We start from the raw sequence: 18,103 nt of genomic DNA, 5'->3' as shown, positions 1-18,103 counted from the left end.
CGGCGGCGCTGCGGGCGCACTGGCCGGAGGCGGCGCCGGCGCTCGCGAGTTCTTCCGCGCCCGCCGAAAGTCCGGCCCTGCTCGTGCGCGGCCGGGACGGCCAGAGGCTGCTGCTGAGCCTGATGGGCCGGATTGCCGAGCTGGCCGCCGCGCCCGAAGGCGAGGCCAAGCTGAGGCCGGTGCTGCGCCGCCGTCTGCAGCGCTGGAGCGAGGCGGTGCGTGCCGATGCGAAACGCTTTGCCGCTTTGGACGAGGCGCAGCGTCACCGCCTGCGCAAGCGCATCAAGCGCCTGCGCTACGGGCTGGAGTTCAGCGCCGGCCTGTTCGAGTCCAAGGAGCTGAAGCGCTGGTCACGCGGTCTGGCCGCCGCGCAGGAGGCACTGGGCGAACTCAACGACTTGGCGCTGGCCTTGCGGCAAGGTGCCGGCGATGACGACCGGAGCTTCTTCGCGCTGGGCTGGTTGCAGGCCCGCCATGATCAGCGCCTGCGCGAGCTAGCCTCGCTGATGCGCAAGCTGGCGAAGCAGGGCTGAGGGCGATGGACCGCTTGCAGGCCATGCAGGTCTTTGTCGAGGTGGTGGACCGCGGCAGCCTGACGGCGGCCGCCGAGGCGCTGGACATCTCGCGGGCCATGGCCTCGCGCCATTTGGAGGCGCTGGAGCAATGGCTGGGCGCGCGGCTGATGCAGCGCAGCACCCGGCGCCTGAGCCTGACCGATGCCGGGCTGGAGGCGCTGCCGCGCTGCCGCCAGATGGTTGAGCTGGCCGAGGAGGCGCGCGAGGTGGCCGGTGCGCGCCACCAAAGCGTCAGCGGCCGGCTGCGCATCACCGCCAGCATGTCCTTCGCCCAGCAGCACCTGGCCCCGGCGGTGGCGGTGTTCCTGCAGCAGCATCCGCAGACCCAGATCGAACTGCTGGCCTCCGAGCATGCGGTCAATCTGGTCGAGGACCGCATCGACTTGGCGCTGCGCATTACCAACCAGCTTGACCCGGCCCTGATCGCGCGGCGCCTTAGCGTGTGCCGCTCGGTGGTCTGCGCAGCGCCGGCCTATCTGGCGCGGCGCGGCACACCGGCGGAGCCGGCCGAGCTGGCCCAGCACGATGTCGCCGGCCATGCCCGCTTTGGCAGCGACGAGTGGCGCCTGCAGCGCGGCGCCGAGCGCGTCAGCCTGGCGCTGCCGCCGCCGCGCTTGCGCGCCAACGAGGCCATGGTCTTGCTGCAGGCGGTGCTGGCCGGCGCTGGCATCGGCCTGCTGCCCACCTATCTGGCCGGCCCGCTGCTGGCCAGCGGCGCGCTGCAGCGCCTGTTGCCCGGCTGGGAGCCTGACGAGCTGGGCATCCACGCGGTCTACACCAGCCGCCGCCACCAGCCGCTGCTGCTGCGGACCTTTGTCGATTTCCTGGCCGGGCAATTCGATGCCCAGCGGCCTTACTGGGATCAGCCCTGAGGGCTCAGGGCGAGGCGCAGGCCTCGATAGGCGCCGAGGCCTGCTGTGCTGCACGAAGACCGCCGCCTCCTCGCGCCCTTGGGTGGCGCAGGATTTCGGTACTGCTTCACGCCCATCCCCCCTCGTGGCGATTGACCGAGGAGCCACCCCACAACTTCAATCAAGGAGGCCGCTCAAGTCGACCACCAGCCTTTCACCAACCACCCCTCCCGCCATGACGACAACCCCGCTTGTTCTGCACGCATCGGTCTTGGTCGCTGCCGCGCTGCTGCCCCTGGCCGATGCCTGGAGCCAGAGCGTCTACAAGTGCACGGTCGACGGCAAGGCGAGCTACCAGACCCTGCCTTGCGCCGGTCAGGGCCAGCCCTTGACCATTGCGCCCGGACCGACCGAACAGGACCAGAAGGAAGCGAAGGCGCGAGCCGATGCCGAGAAGGCTCGCCTGGGCAGCTTCGGCGATGCGTCGACGCGGGGCGGGCAGTGGCAGCCGGTGGGCCAGCAGGCCGACTGCGCCCAGCTCAACAAGGCGCGCGGCGACGCCTTCGGGCAACGCAATGCGGCCGTGCGGAGCAGTCGCCAGAGCAATATCGACAACTCCGGCGCCGTGGGGCGCAGCCATGACCGCATCATCGCCATCGAGAGTCGGATGATGCAAGGCGGTTGCCGCCCCAACTGATGGATTCGTCGGGTCAGCGCGCGGACGGCTGGCTACAAAGACGCGCTCGGCAGCAGGCCGGTCAGTTTGGCGTCGCCATAGCAGCGCAGCACCTGCGAGATCACCACCTGGTAGCCGGCCAGCCACTGCGCCTGCGCGGCCTTGGCCTCCAGATGGCTGGGGTGTTGCATCAGCTGCTGCAAGGCCTCCAGCGTCTCCCAGTAATAGACATTGGAGACCAGACCGGTGTCGGCATTGCTCCAGCTCTCCTCGCCGAGATAGCCGGGGATGGTCTTGGCATGGGCCGCGATCTGCTGGTCCAGACGATGAAAGGCCTCGTCGAACTGCTGGGTCGCGAAGATGAAGGTGGAGGAGTACATCGAGATCCTGCGCCGCCGGTCGTGGGGAAAGGAGCGCGATTATGTGGCCTGCGGGCCGCGCTCAGGGCAGGCGGTAGCTCAGCTCGTAATGGTGGACGCCGCCTTCGATGCGCAGCCGCAGCTCGCCGCTGATGCCGGCCAGCTCGCCCAGGCCCGAACCGGGCACGATGGCGATGCGCAGGTCCTGCCGCTCACCGCTCATCAGGCCCAGATGGGCCAGCGCGAAACTGCCGGCGCGGCCATCCAGCGTGCCGCTGAAGGACTCCAGCGCGGTATAGGCCGCTTCGCCCGCCTGCGGCTGGCCGGCCGCCAGCATCTCGCCCAGCGCCTGGCCCTGCAGCCCGCCCTCGTACTGCTTGTCCAGCGAGCGGCGCGACAGGGGTGCCGCGCCGGGCGGTGCGTTCATCGCTTCGGGCGGGCCGATCTTGACTTTGAATTGGCCGAGGGCGAGTTGGGCCGGGGCGGCGGGTTGGCTCATGTGGGGACTCCGAGAAAGCGCCTGCTGCGGCATTGTTGAATGGCAACGCTGGCTTGTATCAGACGGCGTCCGTCAGGAAAAGCGCCAAGGGCTTGAGCAGTTCCGGCGCCAGCGGCATGGAGGGGTCGCTATAGGAGGCCCTCTGTCTAGATGGATCAGCCGGCACCGCCTTCAGCACATGATTCATGCCCTCGATCAGATGCAGCGCGCTGCCGGGCCGGGCGGCGGCCAGTCGCTTGGCGTCGTCGACCGCGACCTGGATGTCGGTCGTGCCCTGGACCACTGCCACCGGGATGGTCAGCCTGGCGATCTCGCGCGCCGGGTCGACGCGGAACCAGCTGATCAGATAGGGCTGGACCGAAGGCCGGTACAGCGCGGCCAGCGGTGGTGGCACGTCGGCAACCGTGTCGCCGCGCTGCAAGGCCTGCAGGATCTGTTCATTGCGTTCGATCAGCGCTGACGGCAGCTTGCCTTCCAGCTGAGCGCGCAAGGCCTCGGCCGCCGGCCGACCGGGGCCTGCCAGCGAGACATAGGCCTTGGCCTTGCCGCGCTGCGCGGCCAGCAGGCCCAGGGTAGCGCCCTCGCTGTGGCCGATGATGGCCACGCCCGAGAAGCGTGTGTCGCGGGCCAGCAATTCAACCCAGGCGGTCGCGTCATCAGCGTAGTGCTCGAAGCGAAGCTCGGCCTCGGTCGTCATCGCCGCAGCGCTCGCCCCGACGCCACGCTTGTCGTAGCGCAGGCTGGCAATGCCGGCCTGGGCCAGACCCTGGGCCAGCAGCTTCAGGCTGTCGTTCCTGCCAGGCAGACCGGCACTGTTGCCGTCGCGGTCGGTCGGCCCGGAGCCTGCAATGATCAGCGCGACCAGAGGCTTGTGGGCTTGGGCCGGGCGCAGCAGGCTGCCATGCAGGCGCTGTGCACCGCGCTCTAGGGTCAGGTCTTGCTCCAACAGCTCGATAGGTGCTGCACGGGTCGCTATGGCGCCGAGCAGCGCTGGTGCGGCCAGCAAGCCCAGGCAGTGGCGCCGCTGCATCTCAGGCACCCTGCGGCGCTGCCGGCAACGCGGGCGCCTGCGGCTGCAGCATCCCGGCCAGGCTTTGCGCCATGCCGGTGATGCCCTCGTTATTGAGTCCGGCGTCCTTCATCACCGCGTCGACGATGGGCTTGGCGATCTGGTACTGCAGGGCCGAGTTCATGACCTGCTCGGGGAAGGTGGCGCCATTGGCGCTGCCGACTTCGTTGGCTGCACCCGGCATGCCCCCGTTCATGCCATTGACCTGGAAGATCCGGATCGAGTCGATCTTCTCCATCGGCCGCACCGCCTGCTCGATCACCGCCGGCAGCTGCTGCAGCAAGAGGGTGCGCACCTGCAGATCGATCTGCGCGGCCGACAGGGTGTTCAGTGCCTCGTTGATGGCGCGGCGGCCTTCGGCCTCGGCGATGGCGGCGGCCTGCTTGGCCTTGGCCTCGATGGTGATGGCTTCGGCGCGGTCCAGCGCGGCCTCCTTCTCGGCCGAGGCCGAGACCTTGACCGCAATGGCCAGCTGTTCGGCTTCCTTGCTGGCCTCGATCAGCTGGATGCTGCGCTCGCGCTCGGCCACCGCGACCTGGCGGGCGGTGTTGACGCCTTCCTCGGCCTTGACCGCGTCGGCGCGCGCCTGGTTGGCCAGCGCATCGGCGACCGACTGCTCGGTGCTCTTGTTGGCGATGGCGATCTGCATCTCCTGGCGCGCGATCTCGACCTGCTTCTTCTGCTCGGCGCGCAGCATCTCGGTCTTGCGCTCCAGCTCGATCTCGCGGGTTTGCACGACCAGATTCTTCTCGATCTCGGCACTCTTGATCTCACGCTCGGCCTCGATCTTCTTCTGGCCCACCTGGCGCTCGGCTTCGATCTTGGCGGCTTCGGCCTCACGGCTGCGCTCGGCCTGCTGAGTGGCGATCTGGGCCATCTGCTCGGCGCGGGCGGTCTCGACCTGGCGCTGCTGGGTCAGCGTGGCGAACTCCTGGTCCTGCTCGATGGTCAGCTTCTGGCGCTGCGCTTCCAGGTTCTTGGTGCGCACCTGCATCTCGGTTTCCTGCTCGACATCGTTGCGCTGCTTGCGGCGCGCCTCGGTCTGCTCGGTCAGCCGGGTCAGACCCTCGGCGTCGAAGGCATTGTTGGGGTTGAAGAACTGCTTGTCGGTCTGGTCCAGGCTGGTCAGCGAGACGGACTCCAGCTCCAGGCCGTTCTTCTCCAGATCCTCGGCCACCGCGTTCTGCACCGCCTGCACGAAGTCGCGGCGCTTGTCCTGCAGCTCCTGGATGGTCATGGTCGCTGCGGTGGCGCGCAGCGCGTCGACGAACTTGTCCTCGACCAGGCTTTTCAGCGCCTCCGGGGCCAGGGTGCGGGTGCCCAGGGTCTGGGCCGCCGTGCTGACGGCCTCGGCGGTCTGCTGCACGCGCACGAAGAAGGCGGCCGTCACATCCACACGCATGCGGTCCTTGGTGATCAGGCTTTCGCGCTCGCGGCGCATCACCTCGAGCTTGAGCGTGTTCATGTTCACCAGCACGCGCTCATGGAAGACCGGCAGCACGATGGCGCCACCGTCCATGATGACTTTCTGGCCACCCAGGCCGGTGCGCACAAAGGCGGTCTCCTTGGTGGAGCGCTTGTACAGGCGCGCAAACACAATGCCTATGGTCAGCAGACCCAGCAGCGCGACGCCGGCAATCATGCCCATCTCGATCAGGTTGTCCATCTTCTTTCCCTTCCTCCTTGAATGAATGCGTTTGTGTTCAGCGCTCGACCAGGCCTGGATGCGGGTTGCGTATCACCCGGTAGATCGCGCCGCTCTTGCTGACCAGCAGCACCTGGGCGCCTTCCTCGAAGACCTCGTCGGCCAGATCGGGCTCGACCAGCAGATAGTGGTTGCGGCCATGCTCGTCGCGCACCCGGGCCTGGGCCGCCAGGCCCTGCCGGGCATGGCCGGCATAGACGGTGCCGACGCGTCCCAGCAGGGTCTGCGCGCTGACTGCCGTGCTCTCGTCGCGCGGGATGATGTGGGCCACCAGCGCACCCAGGCCGCGCACCGTGGCCAGGCCGGCCGGCACGGCGGCCAGCCCGGCGAGCCAGGCCGGCAGGTAGTGGCCGACCAGGCCACGGCAGACCAGCTGCAGGCTGTAGCCGAACAGCGCATAGCCGGTCAGGAACAGCAGCAGCAAGACCAGCGAGGGCACCCGACCCAGATGCAGCCAGCCCAGCACCCGGTCCAGCGCGCTCTCGTGGCCGGCCTCGGGCAGCCAGTCGTCCAGCCAGTTGCTGGGGCTCAGCGAGATCATCATGCCCAGGCCTTCGAGCAGCGCGATGCCGACGATCAGCGCGAAGGCGATGCCGAAGGGCAGGTTCTCGGGCGTCGTGAACAGGCTCATGACGCTCAGCTGCCTTGTTTGAGCTGGGCCAGGCGGGCCTCGATCTGGGTCTGGCGCACCAGGTCCTCCAGCGACTGCAGCTGGCCGGCCTGCTCCAGCTGCACGGCGCGTGCCGGGCCGGCGAGGCCGGTCTGGCGCTCGTAGACCCGATCGAAGGCGCCGGTGGCGCCGGCGATGCGGGCCTCGATAGCGCCGGCCGGCTTGTTGACGCCGGCCGCTGGCGCTGCGCTGCTGCCGGCACGGCTCTGGCGGAACTGGCCCAGCGCCGCCTCCATCTCGCGCCGCTTGGCCAGCAGGGCGTCGACATAGCCGCGATGCTCGCCTTCCTGGCGGGCCAGCTCGGCAAGGCTTCTCTCCAGCAGCGGCAGCTGGGTCTCGATATCGAGCTGGCGGCCGACGGCGGCACGCGCCAGTTCCTCGCGCTGCTGGCCCAGTGCCAACTCGATCTGGCCCCTCAGCGCCTCATGCTGCTTGTTCAGCTCGGCATGGCGCTGCTGGGCCAGGTGGCGGTTGGCGGCATGCACGCCCAGCTCGTGGCGCACCTCGCCGACGACGCCGTCCAGCTCGCGCAGCGCCTGCTCCATCATCGCCTCGGGCGCGCGGTCCTCGATGCGGTCGAGCAGGGCATGCACGCCGCCGGCCATCACGCGACCGACGCGGTTCTTCAGAGTCTCAGCCATGGTGTTGGGCTCCTTTCAAGAGAGTGATGGCCTGGGCCAGTTGCAAAGTGGTGGGCAGATGCTTGTGCACCACCTGGGGATCGAAGGCGCTGGCCTCGGCCGTCGTGGCCTGGCGCAGCAGGGACTCGGTCAGCGCGAAGCTGCGGCGCAGCAGCGCGTCCTCCAGCTGGGCGGCTGCGGCCGGGTTGTCCGGCTGGGCGCTGATCAAGAGGGCCATCGTGTGGCAGCTGTGGTCCAGCACCTGCTGCAGCACCTCGGAATGGCGGCCCTCGGCCAGCTCCAGCCGCGCCAGCGAGTCGCGCAGCCGCGCCACCAGATCGCGGCACCAGGACAGCGCGGCCACATGGTCAAAGGCGCCGTCATGCTGGCGCTTGAGCTGGCCCAGCAGCACGCGCAGCTTGTCGCTGTTGGTGGTGGCGCCGTCCACCTGCAGCTGGGCCAGCCACAGATACAGATCGCTGGGAATCCGGGCCGACAGCGGCTCCATGCTGGTGCTGGCACTCATGAACTGCCTCTCGGGTTGATGCGTTGAAATCAAATGTATTCGTTTGAATTCGATGCATCCATCACCCCGAAGGGGGAGACGCGGAACACGATTGCGGCACCTCGGCCCGCAAAACGAAAAAACGGCCCTTAGGCCGTTTTTTCGTGAGGCGTTGTCTCGCCTGCGGCTTACTTGAAGTCGCCCGCGAACACGATCTGGAAGTCTTCCAGCTTGAAGTACTTGCGCAGCGCCGCGTTGACCTGGTCCAGGTTCAGCGCGGTGATGGCGTCGTCGACCTGCTGGCTCTTGGCCATGGTGCGGCCCAGATAGAGGTTGCCGGCCAGCGCGCGGGTCAGGCCGGGGTCCTGGGCGCGGCCCAGGCGGCGCTGCGAGAGCATGGCTTTCTTGGCGCTTTCAAGCTCGGCGGCGCTGAAGCCGTCCTTCAAGGCGCGCGCCACTTCCTCGCGCAGCGCGGTCTCGACCTTGGTGCGGTTGCTCGGCGCGAAGATGGCGCCGATATTCCAGGGCGAGGTCAGATCGATCTGGCTCCAGGCCAGGAAGGACCAGACGCCGTAGCTCAGGCCGTCCTTCTCGCGGATGCGGGTCCACAGCCGCGAATCCTGGCCGCCACCGAACAGATAGTTGGCCACCGAGACCGCCGCGTAGTCGGCGTGGTCGTCGTTCAGCGCTAGCGGCATGCGGGCGGCCAGCACGGCGTTTTGCTTGTCGGGCGTGGCCAGCAGCTGCAGCTTGCCGGGCGCGCCGGCGCTGGGCGTCGCGATGCGCTGGTAGGGCGCGGCAGCCTTCCAGTCGCCCAGGGCCTTGGCCAGCGCCGTCTTCAGCGCTGCGGCATCGAAGTCGCCGACCGCGCTGAACTGGGCCTGGGCCGCGCCGTAGAAGCGCTGGTGGAACTCGCGCAGCTGCTCGATCTTGACGGCCTTGGTGTCGGCCTCGATCTCGTCGAAGCTGCGGCTGTGGCGCACATCGCCGCGCGGGTAGGGGTTGATGGCCAGGGCCAGCGCGTTCTCGGCCACCGCCTCGGGCTCGGCGCGCTGCGCCTGCAGGCCCGACAGGGCCTGGGCACGCACCTCCTCCAGCGCTTCCGGTGCCAGCGCCGGGCGGCGCAGCATCTCGGCGATCAGCGCGGCGGCCTCGACCGCATGCTCGCGCTTGGTGACCCAGGCGATGCTGACCGAATCGGCCGCCGGCATCACGCGCAGCTCCACCTTCAGCGCGTCGAGCCGGTCGCGCAGCTGCTGGCGGCTCAGGGTCTGCGTGCCCTTGTCGAGCAGGGCGCCGGTGGCCTCGGCCACCGGGCGCAGGCCCTTCAGGCTGTCGGCGTCGCCCCAGCGCAGCGTGATGCTGGCATTGACGGTGCCGCCGCGCGTGGGCTTGGGTAGCAGGGCCAGCTTCATGCCGTTGGCGAGCTGGTGGGTCTGGGTCAGCTTGTCGATATTGGCCGGGGTCGCATCGAAAGCGGCCACGGCGGCTTCGGCGGCAGCCGGCTTGAAGGCCTTCATCTCGGCGGCCACATCGACCTTGGCCGGGGCCGGTGCGCGCAGCGGCTTGTCGGTCGGGATGTAGTGGGCCAGCGTGCGGTTGGCCTGGATCAGGCGCTCGTTGGCCACCCGCTGCACATCGGCCAGCTGGGCGGCCTTGATGCGGTCGCGCAGCAGGAAGAACAGGCGCCAGTCACCCTGGCTGATGGTTTCGGACAAGGCGGTGCCGACCTGCTCGGGATCGGCAAACTGCTGCTCCCAGCGGTTCAGCCAGCGCTGCTGGGCGCGCTTGAGTTCGTCGGCGCTGATCGGCGTCTTGCCCAGGCCTTCGACGACGGCCAGCATCTCGCGGCTGAGCGCGTCCAGATCGGCGCCCGGGGCCAGGTCGGCGCCAATCATCGTGAAACCCGGCTCGGCCAGCGGCGCGCTGAAGGCGCTGACCGAGGCGGCGGTCTTGCTGCTCTCGACCAGCTGCTTGTGCAGGCGGCCGGCCGGCGGCTCGGTCAGGATCAGGTTCAGCAGCTCGACGGCCGCATAGTCCGGGTGCGGGCCGGGCGGCACATGGTAGGCCACGTTGGCGCTGGCGACGCCGCCGTTGCGGCGCACTATCACCATGCGTTCTCCGTCCTGCACCGGGTCCAGGGTGTAGAGCTTGGGCAGCTGGCGCTTGGGTGCAGGGATCTTGCCGAAGCTGGCCTGCACCCAGGCCAGCACCTGGGCCGGCTCGAACTTGCCGGAGACGATCAGGGTGGCGTTGTCGGGCTGGTAATAGGTACGGTAGAAGCCCTGCAGGCGCGGGATGTCGACGTTCTCGATATCGGCGCGCGCGCCTATGGTGCTCTTGCCATAGTTGTGCCAGGTGTACATCGCGCCCATCAGACGCTCGTAGACGATGTAGCCGGGGTTGTTCTCGCCCATCTCCATCTCGTTGCGCACCACGGTCATCTCGGTGTCCAGGTCCTTGCGGGCGATGAAGCTGTTGACCATCGCATCGGCCTGCCAATCCAGATACCACTTCAGGTTGTCGTTGTTGGCGGCAAAGCTGGCGAAGTAGTTGGTGCGGTCCAGCCAGGTCGAGCCGTTGGCGCGCAGGCCCCGCTTGCTGAACTCGGCCCAGGGCGCGCGGTTCTTCGGCGTGCCCTTGAAGATCAGATGCTCGAGCAGATGGGCCATGCCGGTCTCGCCATAGTTCTCATGCTTGGAGCCGACCCGGTAGGTCACATTGACCGTGGTGCTGGGCTTGGAGTTGTCCGGCGCCAGCAGCACCTGCATGCCATTGGCCAGCCGGTACTCGGCAATGCCTTCGACCGTGGTGACGGCCGCGAGCGGCTTGGTCGCCGCCTGGGCGCCGGCCGTGCCGAAACAAAGAGCCAGGCAGAGCGCCAGACCGAGGGGGCGAACAAGAGTCATGGTGACAAATCCGGTGGATGCAGTTTTGGCGGAAGAGAGAGTAGCAGCCCGTAGCGGGGGTGCCAGAAGTATGGGTGGCCTCAGGCGAGCGCGTCGGCGCGCCGCCGCGCCCATTGCCGCAGGTCCACGCCCTTGACGATCAGCCACAGCGCCAGCGCCAGCTCGCCGACGAAGGCCGGCAGCAGGATGGCGGGAAACATCGCCGCCGCGAGCTTGGGCGCCAGCAGCAGCGCAAAGCTGTTGAGCAGATAGCTGAGGCCCGCGAGCAGCAGCAAGAGGCCCAGGGGCTTGGGCAGGAAGCCGCTGCGGGCGATCAGCCAGCCGCGCAGCAAGCAGGCAATGCCGAAGAAGATCAGGCCGATGCCAAAGCCGTAGCCATGCAGATTGATGGCCAGCGCCGTCAGTGCCTGCAGCTGTGCTGCGCTGAAGGCCTGGCCGATGCCACTGCCCTCCAGCAGCAGGACAGGCAGCAGCAGATTGAGCTTGTTGGCGGCGAGCACGGCGGTCTGGATCAGGTTGAACCAGGTGGCGAGCAGGGCCAGTGGCTTGCTGACCGGCCGCAGCAGGTAGTAGAGCGCCAGGATCACCGGCAGATCGAGCACATGCATCAGCAGATCGCCGGCGATGCCGGCCCGCCACAGCAGCGGCTCGGCGGCGATGCGCGCCGCAGTAGCCGCCGCGTCACCGGCCACGACCAGGCTGCCGCGCACGACCGCCTCACCGAACAGCCCGAGGGCGATGATGGCCAGATACAAGAGGCCGGCGATGCGCAGATAGGGCTGCGGCGAGCGTTCGAGGGATGGGGTCATGGGCAGATTCTGCAGTCTTCGAGCCCGACCGCAGGGCCTGCGCCCGTCACCACGTCATGGCCCAATCGATGCTCACATGGGGCCGGAGCTGCAGCTCGCAGAACTTGACCTGCAGGTCGTTGTAACCGACGCGCAGCAGCTCCCGGGTCGACGTGGTTTCGATCCGCCAGTCGACGGCCAGCACCGATTGAACCCGCAGGCGGCGCACATCACCCTGCCACCATTCGAACGAGAACTCGGCCTCGTCCGGCGCCAGGGTCGCGATGATGCGGTCCTGGCCGCGTGTGGTCTCGAAGCGGACGCCGTAGTACCAGCCCTCGGGATGTACCCAATCGGGCTCGGTCTCGAAGAAGACCACGTAGTCGAGCAATTCGGGTCGGGCGGGAGGGCTATCCATGATCAGGGTTCAACAGTCGATCTGCGGCGCCTGTTCGAAGGCAGCCATTGGCGAGCCGGCTAAGCGCCGAGCGTGGCCATCCGGGCGATGAACCAGATGGCGACCGAAGTGACCAGGGTCGAGATGACCGCCACGACAGCCGAGTGTGCAAACGTGAGCCCCAAAGCCATCCGGAATCCGAGTACGTAAGCACCGTACTGCAGCGCCAGCAACACCAGGCCGCTGCCGCTGTTGAGCAGTTCCCGGGGAGCGCCGACCATGAAGCTGACGGCTGTGAATGCCGCGATGGCGGTAAAGAACAAGGACAGGACAATCGCCTTGAATGCTTCGGTCAGCGACACGCTGACCCTCGACACCACCGAGCTCGTGGCCTGAACGGCCAGCGATGCCAAAAGCAGGGACCCGGAAAAAACCAAGGCGCCCTTGAGTGGCGCCACCACGAACAAAGCCAGAAAGAAGAGAACGACCAAGAGGTACGCCATATGCCCGCTTCGGTGCTTGCCGCAAGGCAAGGTTGACCAGGTCGGCAGTTTAGGGTCGCCTGCATGGGCTTTGTCTCCTACCAAAGGGGGGAGCTATGTTCCGAGGCTTCCCCGCGTCCGGTGATCCGCTTCACGCGGCCGGATGCCTAGAGCGTGCTACCGTCCCACGCCGCCCAGCCCCATCGACACCGCCCGGCCGCGCTCGCGCTCTATCAGCAGCTCGAAGTCCCGCGCGCTGCCGCCGCCCGGCAGATTGCTGCTGGCGGCCAGGCGCTGCTGCAGCTCGGGCTCGGCGAGCACCTCGTTGAGCAGCTCGTTGAGTCGCTGCAGCCGCTGCGATGGCAGGCCCTGCGGCGCGAAGANAGATTGCTGCTGGCGGCCAGGCGCTGCTGCAGCTCGGGCTCGGCGAGCACCTCGTTGAGCAGCTCGTTGAGTCGCTGCAGCCGCTGCGATGGCAGGCCCTGCGGCGCGAAGATGCCGAAGGTGGAGACCAGATTGGCCGTGGGGTAGCCCAGCTCGGCCAAGGTCGGCACCTCGGGCAGCGCGGCCAGGCGCTGCGGCGCGCCGACCGCGATGGCTTTGAGCCGGCCCTGGCGCACATACTGCAATTGCTGGGGCGCGACATTCGAGGACAGCATCTCGAACTGCCCGCTCAGCGCGTCATTGAGCTGCTGGCCGCCGCCCTTGTAGGGCACATGGGTGATGTCGACGCCGGCGGCCAGCTTCAGCTGCTCCAGCACCAGATGGCCTATCGTGGCCTGGCCCGAGCTGGCCCAGCGCACGCGACCCGGCTGGCTGCGCGCCAGGGCCAGCAGCTCGGCCAGGCTGTCGGGCTTGAAGCCGGCGTGGGCCAGCAGCAGCACCGGCGTGTCCATCACCCGCATCACCGGCGCGAAGTCGCGCTGCGCGTCGTAGGCCGGCTTGCCCAGCAGCGGCGCGATCACCAGCGGGCTGATGGCCGAATAGCACAGCGTGTGGCCGTCGGGCGCGGCGCGCGCCAGCGCCTCCATCGCGGCCACACCGCCGGCGCCGGCGCGGTTCTCCACCAGCACCGGCACCTTGAGTCGCTGGCTCATGCCTTGAGCCAACAGCCGCGCGGTCTCGTCGCTGACGCCGCCGGGCGGATAGGCCACCAGCAACCGGATCGCCCGCTCCGGCCAGGCACTGGCGGGCAGGGCGGCCAGCAGCAGGGCCAGCAGCACAGCCAGCCTACACATGCTCTTGCGCGATCTCGCGCGCCAGGTTCAGGAAGCTGGCCATGGTTCCGAGCTGATCCGCCCGACGGTAGACCAGGGTCAGCGGGGCTTGCAGCGCGGCGTTCTTCGGCAAGGGCCGGTAGACGATGGAATGGGCATGGGCGCCGCGCATTGAGGCCGGCACGATGGAGATGCCGGCGCCGGCCGCGACCAGGTTCAGATTGGTCATCATGCGCTCGACCTCGGCGGCGATGCGCGGCTGCACGCCGGAGCGCTCGCACAGGCTCAGCAGATTGGCATAGAGGCCGGCCGCGCCGGGGCGGCGCACCAGGATCAGCGCCTCGCCATGCAACTCGGCCAGCGGCACCGCAGTATGGCGGTTGCGGGCCGTGCCGGCCAGTCGGTGGTCCAGCGGCACAGCCAGCAGGGCCGGCTCGCTGAGGAGGGTTTCGAACACCAGCTCCTCGGGCTGCGTCACCGGCACGCGCACAAAGGCGCAGTGCAGCCGCGCCTTCGCGACCGCCTCGATCAGCGCGGCCGCGTTGTCCTCGCTGAGCGTCAGGGCGATGCCCGGGTGGCGGCTGCGGCAGGCGCGTAGCACCGCCGGTGTGTAGGCATGGGCGGCGGCCGAGCTGGTGAAGCCCACCGACAGCAGGCCCTGCTGGCCGCTGGCCAGGCGCTCCATGCGCTCGCGCATCTCGCCGAAGTCCTGCAGCAGCCGCTTGGCATCAATCAGCAGCAGCCGCCCGCCGTCGGTCAAGCTCACGCCTTTGGGATGGCGCTGCAGCAGCGGCAGGCCCAGTTGCTGCTCCAGCGCCTTGATCTGCTGGCTCAGCGGCGGCTGCTGGATGCCCAGCAGCGCGGCGGCACGCGTCATATGGCCTGTTTCGGCCACGGTGACGAAGTAGCGGAGCTGGCGCAAGTCCATATGCAAAAGGTCTTGAGATCGTGTTGTCAGTATATTTGACGCTAGGTAATGTGGGGCCTAAGGTGTCGTTCATGGCCTGCTGTCGTGCGCTCAGCGGCCATGCATAACAACACTTTGGAGACAAGACTTGACACTGCACCGCCTTCTCGCGGGGATCGCGTTCGCGCCCGCCATTCTTTTCCTCAGCCCGGCCGCTCAGGCCCAGGTCACGGTGTTCGGCCTGCTGGACCTGGGCCTCCGCCGGCTCAGCGCCAGCGGCGCCGAGAGCCAGTCCCTGGTCAACGGCGATGGCAACACCTCCAGCCGCATCGGCTTTCGCGGCAGCGAGGACCTGGGTGGCGGGCTGAAGGCCAACTTCTGGATCGAGTCGGCCATCAATGTCGACAACGGCACCAGCGGCGCTACCAGCACCAATAACAAGGACTCGGTCAGCGGTGGGCTGACCTGGGGCCGGCGCTCTACCGTGGGCCTGCAAGGGAGCTGGGGCGAGTTGCGCCTGGGCCGCGACTATGTGCCCAGCTTCGGCAATCTGACCACCGCAATGCACCCCTTCGGCACCAATGGCGTGGGCAGCTCGGGCCTGCTGTTCTACCCGGTCAACAGTGGCGGCACGACGGTGCGCACCAGCGTGCGCGCGTCCAACTCGATCGGCTACCACCTGCCGGCCAATGCCGCCGGCCTCTATGGCGCATTGATGATCGCCAGCGGCGAGCAGCCCGGCGGCACGGCCACCGCCAAGGACGGCAATCACCAGGGCCTGCGCCTGGGCTGGCGCAGCGGCGGCTGGAACATGGCGGCGGCCACCGGCAGGACCCGCTATGCCAGCGGCGACTACCGGCAGAGCAATATCGGCCTGAACTACAAGCTCGGCGCGGCCAAGCTGATGGCGCTATGGGGCGAGAACAGGGTCGGCGTGACCCGCACCCGCGCGCTGATGCTGGGCACGCAATGGGACGTCAGCGCCCAGGGCGAGTTGCGCATCGCCTACACGACGCTGAAGGCCAGCCGCGTCGCCAGCGATGCGACGCATCTGGCCATCGGCTCTGTGCACGCGCTGTCCCAGCGCAGCGCGCTGTCTGCGACGGCCGCCCGCATCGACCACAAGGGCGCAGGCAGGCGCTTCCATGTCGGTCTGGCGCCGACCACCCCCGGTGGCAGCAGTTCCGGCCTGGACCTGGGTCTGCGTCACAGCTTCTGAGCCAAGGAGACCGTCATCATGAAGAGACTCCCCGTCATCTTGCTGGCCCTGCTGGGCGCCGGCAGCCTGCAGGCCGAACCGATCAGCGTGCTGTTCGTCGGCAACAGCTACACATTTGGCCGGGTCGATCCGGTGATGAGCTACAACAGCGCGAACGTGCGGGACCTGACCGCCGCGATGGCGCTGGCCAACCCGACCGGCAGCAACAGCTTCGAGCCCCATCCCTGGGGCGGGGTGGCCGGCATCTTCAAGCAGTTCACCGTGCAGGCCGGGCTCGACTATGACGTGGCCCTGTCGACCCGCAATGCCGCCTCGCTGCGCGGCCACTTCCTGAACAGCAATCCGGCCGGCTGGGACCTGCGCGGCAATATCGCCTCGCAGAGCTGGAGCAAGCTGGTGCTGCAGGAGCAGAGCGACGAGGCCCTGCCCAAGCAGGCCGGGCTGGCCTCCAATCCGGCCTACTTCAACACCTACGTGGACCTGATCGAGGACTACGCGCACCAGGGCCATGCGCTGTCTTACCGTGAGCGTGATCTGATCGGTGGCAGCAATGCCGAATGCGCGGCCATCACCGGCGCCAGCGCCGGCACCTGCGGCACCCTGCGCAACATTCCCGCCAACACGAACGCCAGCGCGGCTACCGAGCTCTATCTGTACCAGACCTGGGCGCGGCCCAATCTGGTCAACGCGCCGTTCACGACCGTCACCGATCCGATCACCGGGGCGGTCAGCTTCACCAGCACGCCGGCCACCTCCTTCTACGGCTCGCTGGGCGCGATGGCCGCAGACCTGCGCGCCGCCTATCAGACGGCGGCGACCTTGGCCGGCGCCGACGGCAGCGGCGGCATCACCGCGATCGCGCCGGTCGGCGACAGCTTTATGCGCGCGATCACCAGCGGCATCGCGACACCCGATATGTATGCGGCCGATGCCGCCAGCGACGGCCTGATCGACCTCTGGTTCGACGACGGCACCCATGCCAGCACCTACGGCTCCTATCTGGGCGCGCTGACCCTGTTCGGCAGCCTGACCGGCCTGGATCCGGCCTCGCTGGGCGCGGCCGAGATCGCGGCGGCCGACCTGGGCATCAGCAGCGCCGACGCGCTGCGGCTGCAGCGCGTGGCCAGCGAGCAACTGGGCTTCACGACGCCGGTGCCCGAGCCCGCCAGCTATGCGCTGCTGCTGGCCGGCCTCCTGCTGCTGGGCTTGCGCGCGAAAAGGAGCTCGACACCATGCTGATGATCCAAAGACTGGCGCTGGCCCTGATCCTGGCGCTGCTGGCGGCCTGTGCCCACCAGACCCCGCCCGTGGCCGAGACCGCGCCGCAGCCCCGAGCCTGCCCAGCTGGCCTCGGCGCCGAGATCCGCTGCCTGGGCGGGCAAGACAGTGCCGGCGCCTTCTATCTGATTGCCATGCCCGGCGATTGGAACGGCCGATTGCTGCTGCATGCCCATGGCGGCCCCTTCCTCGGCGCGCCGACGATGAAGCGGGTCGAGGAGGACTTGCAGCGTTGGTCCATCATGCCGCGCGCCGGCTATGCCTGGGCGGCGTCCAGCTTCCGCCAGGGTGGCGTCGCGGTGACGGCGGCGGCCGAGGACACCGAGCGCCTGCGCGGCATCTTTGTCCGGCATATGGCCAAGCCGAAGCTGACGATATTGCACGGCCAGTCTTGGGGTGCCGGCGTCGCAGCCAGGGGGGCCGAGCTGTTCACCGCCGGCAAGCCCTATGACGCGGTGCTGCTGACCAACGGCCTGCTGGCCGGCGGCACGCGCTCCTACGATTTCCGGCTCGATCTGCGCGTGGTCTACCAATACCTGTGCAACAACCATCCGCGCCCCGACGAGCCGCAATACCCGCTGTGGATGGGGCTGCCGGCCGGCGCCTCGCTGACCACGGCCGAGCTGGCGCAGCGCACCAGGGACTGCCTGGGCCTGGGCCGGCCGGCCGCCGAGCGCAGCGCCGAGCAGGCCCACCGGCTCAAGACCATTGTCGACGTGATACGTATCCCCGAGCGTAGCGTGCAAAGCCATCTGAACTGGGCCACCTTTCACTTCCAGGACATCGCCACCAAGCGCACGGGCGGCGGCAATGTGTTCGGCAATATCGGCGCGGTCTATCGCGGCTCTTCCGATGACCAGGCCCTGAACGCCGGTGTGCTGCGCTACGCCGCCGACCCGGCCGCCGTGGCCCGTTTCGGCGCCGATGCCGATCCTCGGGGCCGCATCCCGGTGCCGGTGCTGACGCTTCACGGCATCAACGATCCGACCGTCTTCGTCGAGCTGGAATCGGTCTGGGCCGACACCATGGCCAGTGCCGGCCGTGCCGATGGCCTGGTGCAGACCTTCACGGCCGACAGCGATCACAGCTACCTCAGCGACGCCAGCTATGTGGCCGCGCTCGACGCGCTGCAGGCCTGGGTCGAGCAGGGCCGCAAGCCGATGCCGGCTGCGGTGGCCGAAGCTTGTCGCCTGGCCCAGGCCCGCTTCCCGTCGAGCTGCCGTTTCCAGCCCGACTACCGGCCGGCTGCGCTGGAAAGCCGGGTGCCAGCACGGCGCCGGCCTTGACAGCGAGGTGTTCAGAAAATGTCCATATGAGTCGGGGGTCTCACGGGTTTGACCCACTTGCCCGCTCACGGTAAGGCTTTGATATTCAAGC

General features: G+C 68.5%; 19 protein-coding genes. 6 read left to right on the top strand and 13 right to left on the bottom strand.

Going from position 1 to position 18,103, the window contains the following annotated elements:
- The 3 genes from PO768_RS11505 to PO768_RS11495 all read left to right on the top strand — a co-directional run.
- On the top strand, nt 1–533 hold a 533-nt coding region (locus PO768_RS11505; RefSeq protein WP_272646176.1), incomplete at its 5' end, for a CHAD domain-containing protein.
- 5 nt (nt 534–538) lie between these two features.
- A complete protein-coding gene (locus PO768_RS11500; RefSeq protein ID WP_137942843.1) occupies nt 539–1,447 on the top strand; it encodes a LysR family transcriptional regulator in 909 nt (302 codons plus the stop codon).
- A 214-nt stretch (nt 1,448–1,661) separates the two neighbouring features.
- The gene (locus PO768_RS11495; protein WP_272646175.1) at nt 1,662–2,123 is read left to right on the top strand and encodes a hypothetical protein; all 462 of its coding nucleotides are present in this window, start codon (nt 1,662–1,664) and stop codon (nt 2,121–2,123) included.
- Nucleotides 2,124–2,155: 32 nt separating this feature from the next.
- Here PO768_RS11495 and PO768_RS11490 read toward each other — a convergent pair whose 3' ends face one another.
- From PO768_RS11490 to PO768_RS11430, 13 genes are all read right to left on the bottom strand, one after another.
- Complete coding sequence (locus PO768_RS11490; protein ID WP_269838331.1) at nt 2,156–2,482, bottom strand: antibiotic biosynthesis monooxygenase family protein; 327 nt, start codon at nt 2,480–2,482, stop codon at nt 2,156–2,158.
- Between the two features lie 61 nt (nt 2,483–2,543).
- Nucleotides 2,544–2,960, bottom strand: coding sequence for a DUF3224 domain-containing protein (locus PO768_RS11485; RefSeq protein WP_272646174.1), 417 nt, complete (start codon nt 2,958–2,960; stop codon nt 2,544–2,546).
- A 58-nt stretch (nt 2,961–3,018) separates the two neighbouring features.
- Entirely contained in the window at nt 3,019–3,990 is a 972-nt protein-coding gene (locus PO768_RS11480) for an alpha/beta hydrolase (protein WP_272646173.1), read from the bottom strand.
- Between the two features lies 1 nt (nt 3,991).
- Nucleotides 3,992–5,695 carry a flotillin family protein gene (locus PO768_RS11475; protein ID WP_272646172.1) on the bottom strand — a complete coding sequence of 568 codons (1,704 nt, stop codon included), beginning with the start codon at nt 5,693–5,695 and terminating at the stop codon, nt 3,992–3,994.
- 37 nt (nt 5,696–5,732) lie between these two features.
- The gene (locus PO768_RS11470; RefSeq protein ID WP_272646171.1) at nt 5,733–6,365 is read right to left on the bottom strand and encodes a YqiJ family protein; all 633 of its coding nucleotides are present in this window, start codon (nt 6,363–6,365) and stop codon (nt 5,733–5,735) included.
- Between the two features lie 5 nt (nt 6,366–6,370).
- On the bottom strand, nt 6,371–7,045 hold the full coding sequence (locus PO768_RS11465; protein ID WP_272646170.1) for a PspA/IM30 family protein: 675 nt from the start codon (nt 7,043–7,045) through the stop codon (nt 6,371–6,373).
- On the bottom strand, nt 7,038–7,550 hold the full coding sequence (locus tag PO768_RS11460; RefSeq protein WP_272646169.1) for a hypothetical protein: 513 nt from the start codon (nt 7,548–7,550) through the stop codon (nt 7,038–7,040). Before PO768_RS11460 ends, PO768_RS11465 begins: the two co-directional genes overlap by 8 nt.
- A 167-nt stretch (nt 7,551–7,717) precedes the next feature.
- A complete protein-coding gene (locus PO768_RS11455; RefSeq protein WP_272646168.1) occupies nt 7,718–10,438 on the bottom strand; it encodes a M16 family metallopeptidase in 2,721 nt (906 codons plus the stop codon).
- A gap of 80 nt (nt 10,439–10,518) precedes the next feature.
- On the bottom strand, nt 10,519–11,247 hold the full coding sequence (locus tag PO768_RS11450) for a DUF4386 domain-containing protein (RefSeq protein WP_272646167.1): 729 nt from the start codon (nt 11,245–11,247) through the stop codon (nt 10,519–10,521).
- 46 nt (nt 11,248–11,293) lie between these two features.
- Nucleotides 11,294–11,644, bottom strand: coding sequence for a hypothetical protein (locus PO768_RS11445; protein ID WP_272646166.1), 351 nt, complete (start codon nt 11,642–11,644; stop codon nt 11,294–11,296).
- A gap of 59 nt (nt 11,645–11,703) precedes the next feature.
- The gene (locus PO768_RS11440) at nt 11,704–12,126 is read right to left on the bottom strand and encodes a hypothetical protein (protein ID WP_272646165.1); all 423 of its coding nucleotides are present in this window, start codon (nt 12,124–12,126) and stop codon (nt 11,704–11,706) included.
- 212 nt (nt 12,127–12,338) lie between these two features.
- Nucleotides 12,339–13,343 carry a tripartite tricarboxylate transporter substrate binding protein gene (locus PO768_RS11435; protein ID WP_272646164.1) on the bottom strand — a complete coding sequence of 335 codons (1,005 nt, stop codon included), beginning with the start codon at nt 13,341–13,343 and terminating at the stop codon, nt 12,339–12,341.
- Nucleotides 13,336–14,250, bottom strand: a complete 915-nt coding sequence (locus tag PO768_RS11430; RefSeq protein WP_272646163.1) for a LysR family transcriptional regulator — start codon at nt 14,248–14,250, stop codon at nt 13,336–13,338. Before PO768_RS11430 ends, PO768_RS11435 begins: the two co-directional genes overlap by 8 nt.
- Before the next feature lie 127 nt (nt 14,251–14,377).
- Between PO768_RS11430 and PO768_RS11425 the strand changes: the two genes are divergently transcribed.
- The 3 genes from PO768_RS11425 to PO768_RS11415 are packed head-to-tail and all read left to right on the top strand — an operon-like array spanning nt 14,378 to nt 18,012.
- A complete protein-coding gene (locus PO768_RS11425) occupies nt 14,378–15,448 on the top strand; it encodes a porin (RefSeq protein ID WP_272646162.1) in 1,071 nt (356 codons plus the stop codon).
- A gap of 18 nt (nt 15,449–15,466) precedes the next feature.
- On the top strand, nt 15,467–16,687 hold the full coding sequence (locus PO768_RS11420) for a PEP-CTERM sorting domain-containing protein (RefSeq protein ID WP_272646161.1): 1,221 nt from the start codon (nt 15,467–15,469) through the stop codon (nt 16,685–16,687).
- Nucleotides 16,681–18,012, top strand: coding sequence for a hypothetical protein (locus PO768_RS11415; RefSeq protein WP_272646160.1), 1,332 nt, complete (start codon nt 16,681–16,683; stop codon nt 18,010–18,012). The genes PO768_RS11420 and PO768_RS11415 overlap by 7 nt, the downstream gene beginning before the upstream one ends.
- The last annotated feature ends 91 nt before the right edge of the window (nt 18,013–18,103 follow it).

Origin of the sequence: Paucibacter sp. XJ19-41, assembly GCF_028462495.1 — a bacterium.
In the GTDB taxonomy this organism is placed as follows: domain Bacteria; phylum Pseudomonadota; class Gammaproteobacteria; order Burkholderiales; family Burkholderiaceae_C; genus Roseateles_E.
Note: the sequence above shows the minus strand (reverse complement) of the source record. Positions and strands in the feature narration are given on the sequence as shown.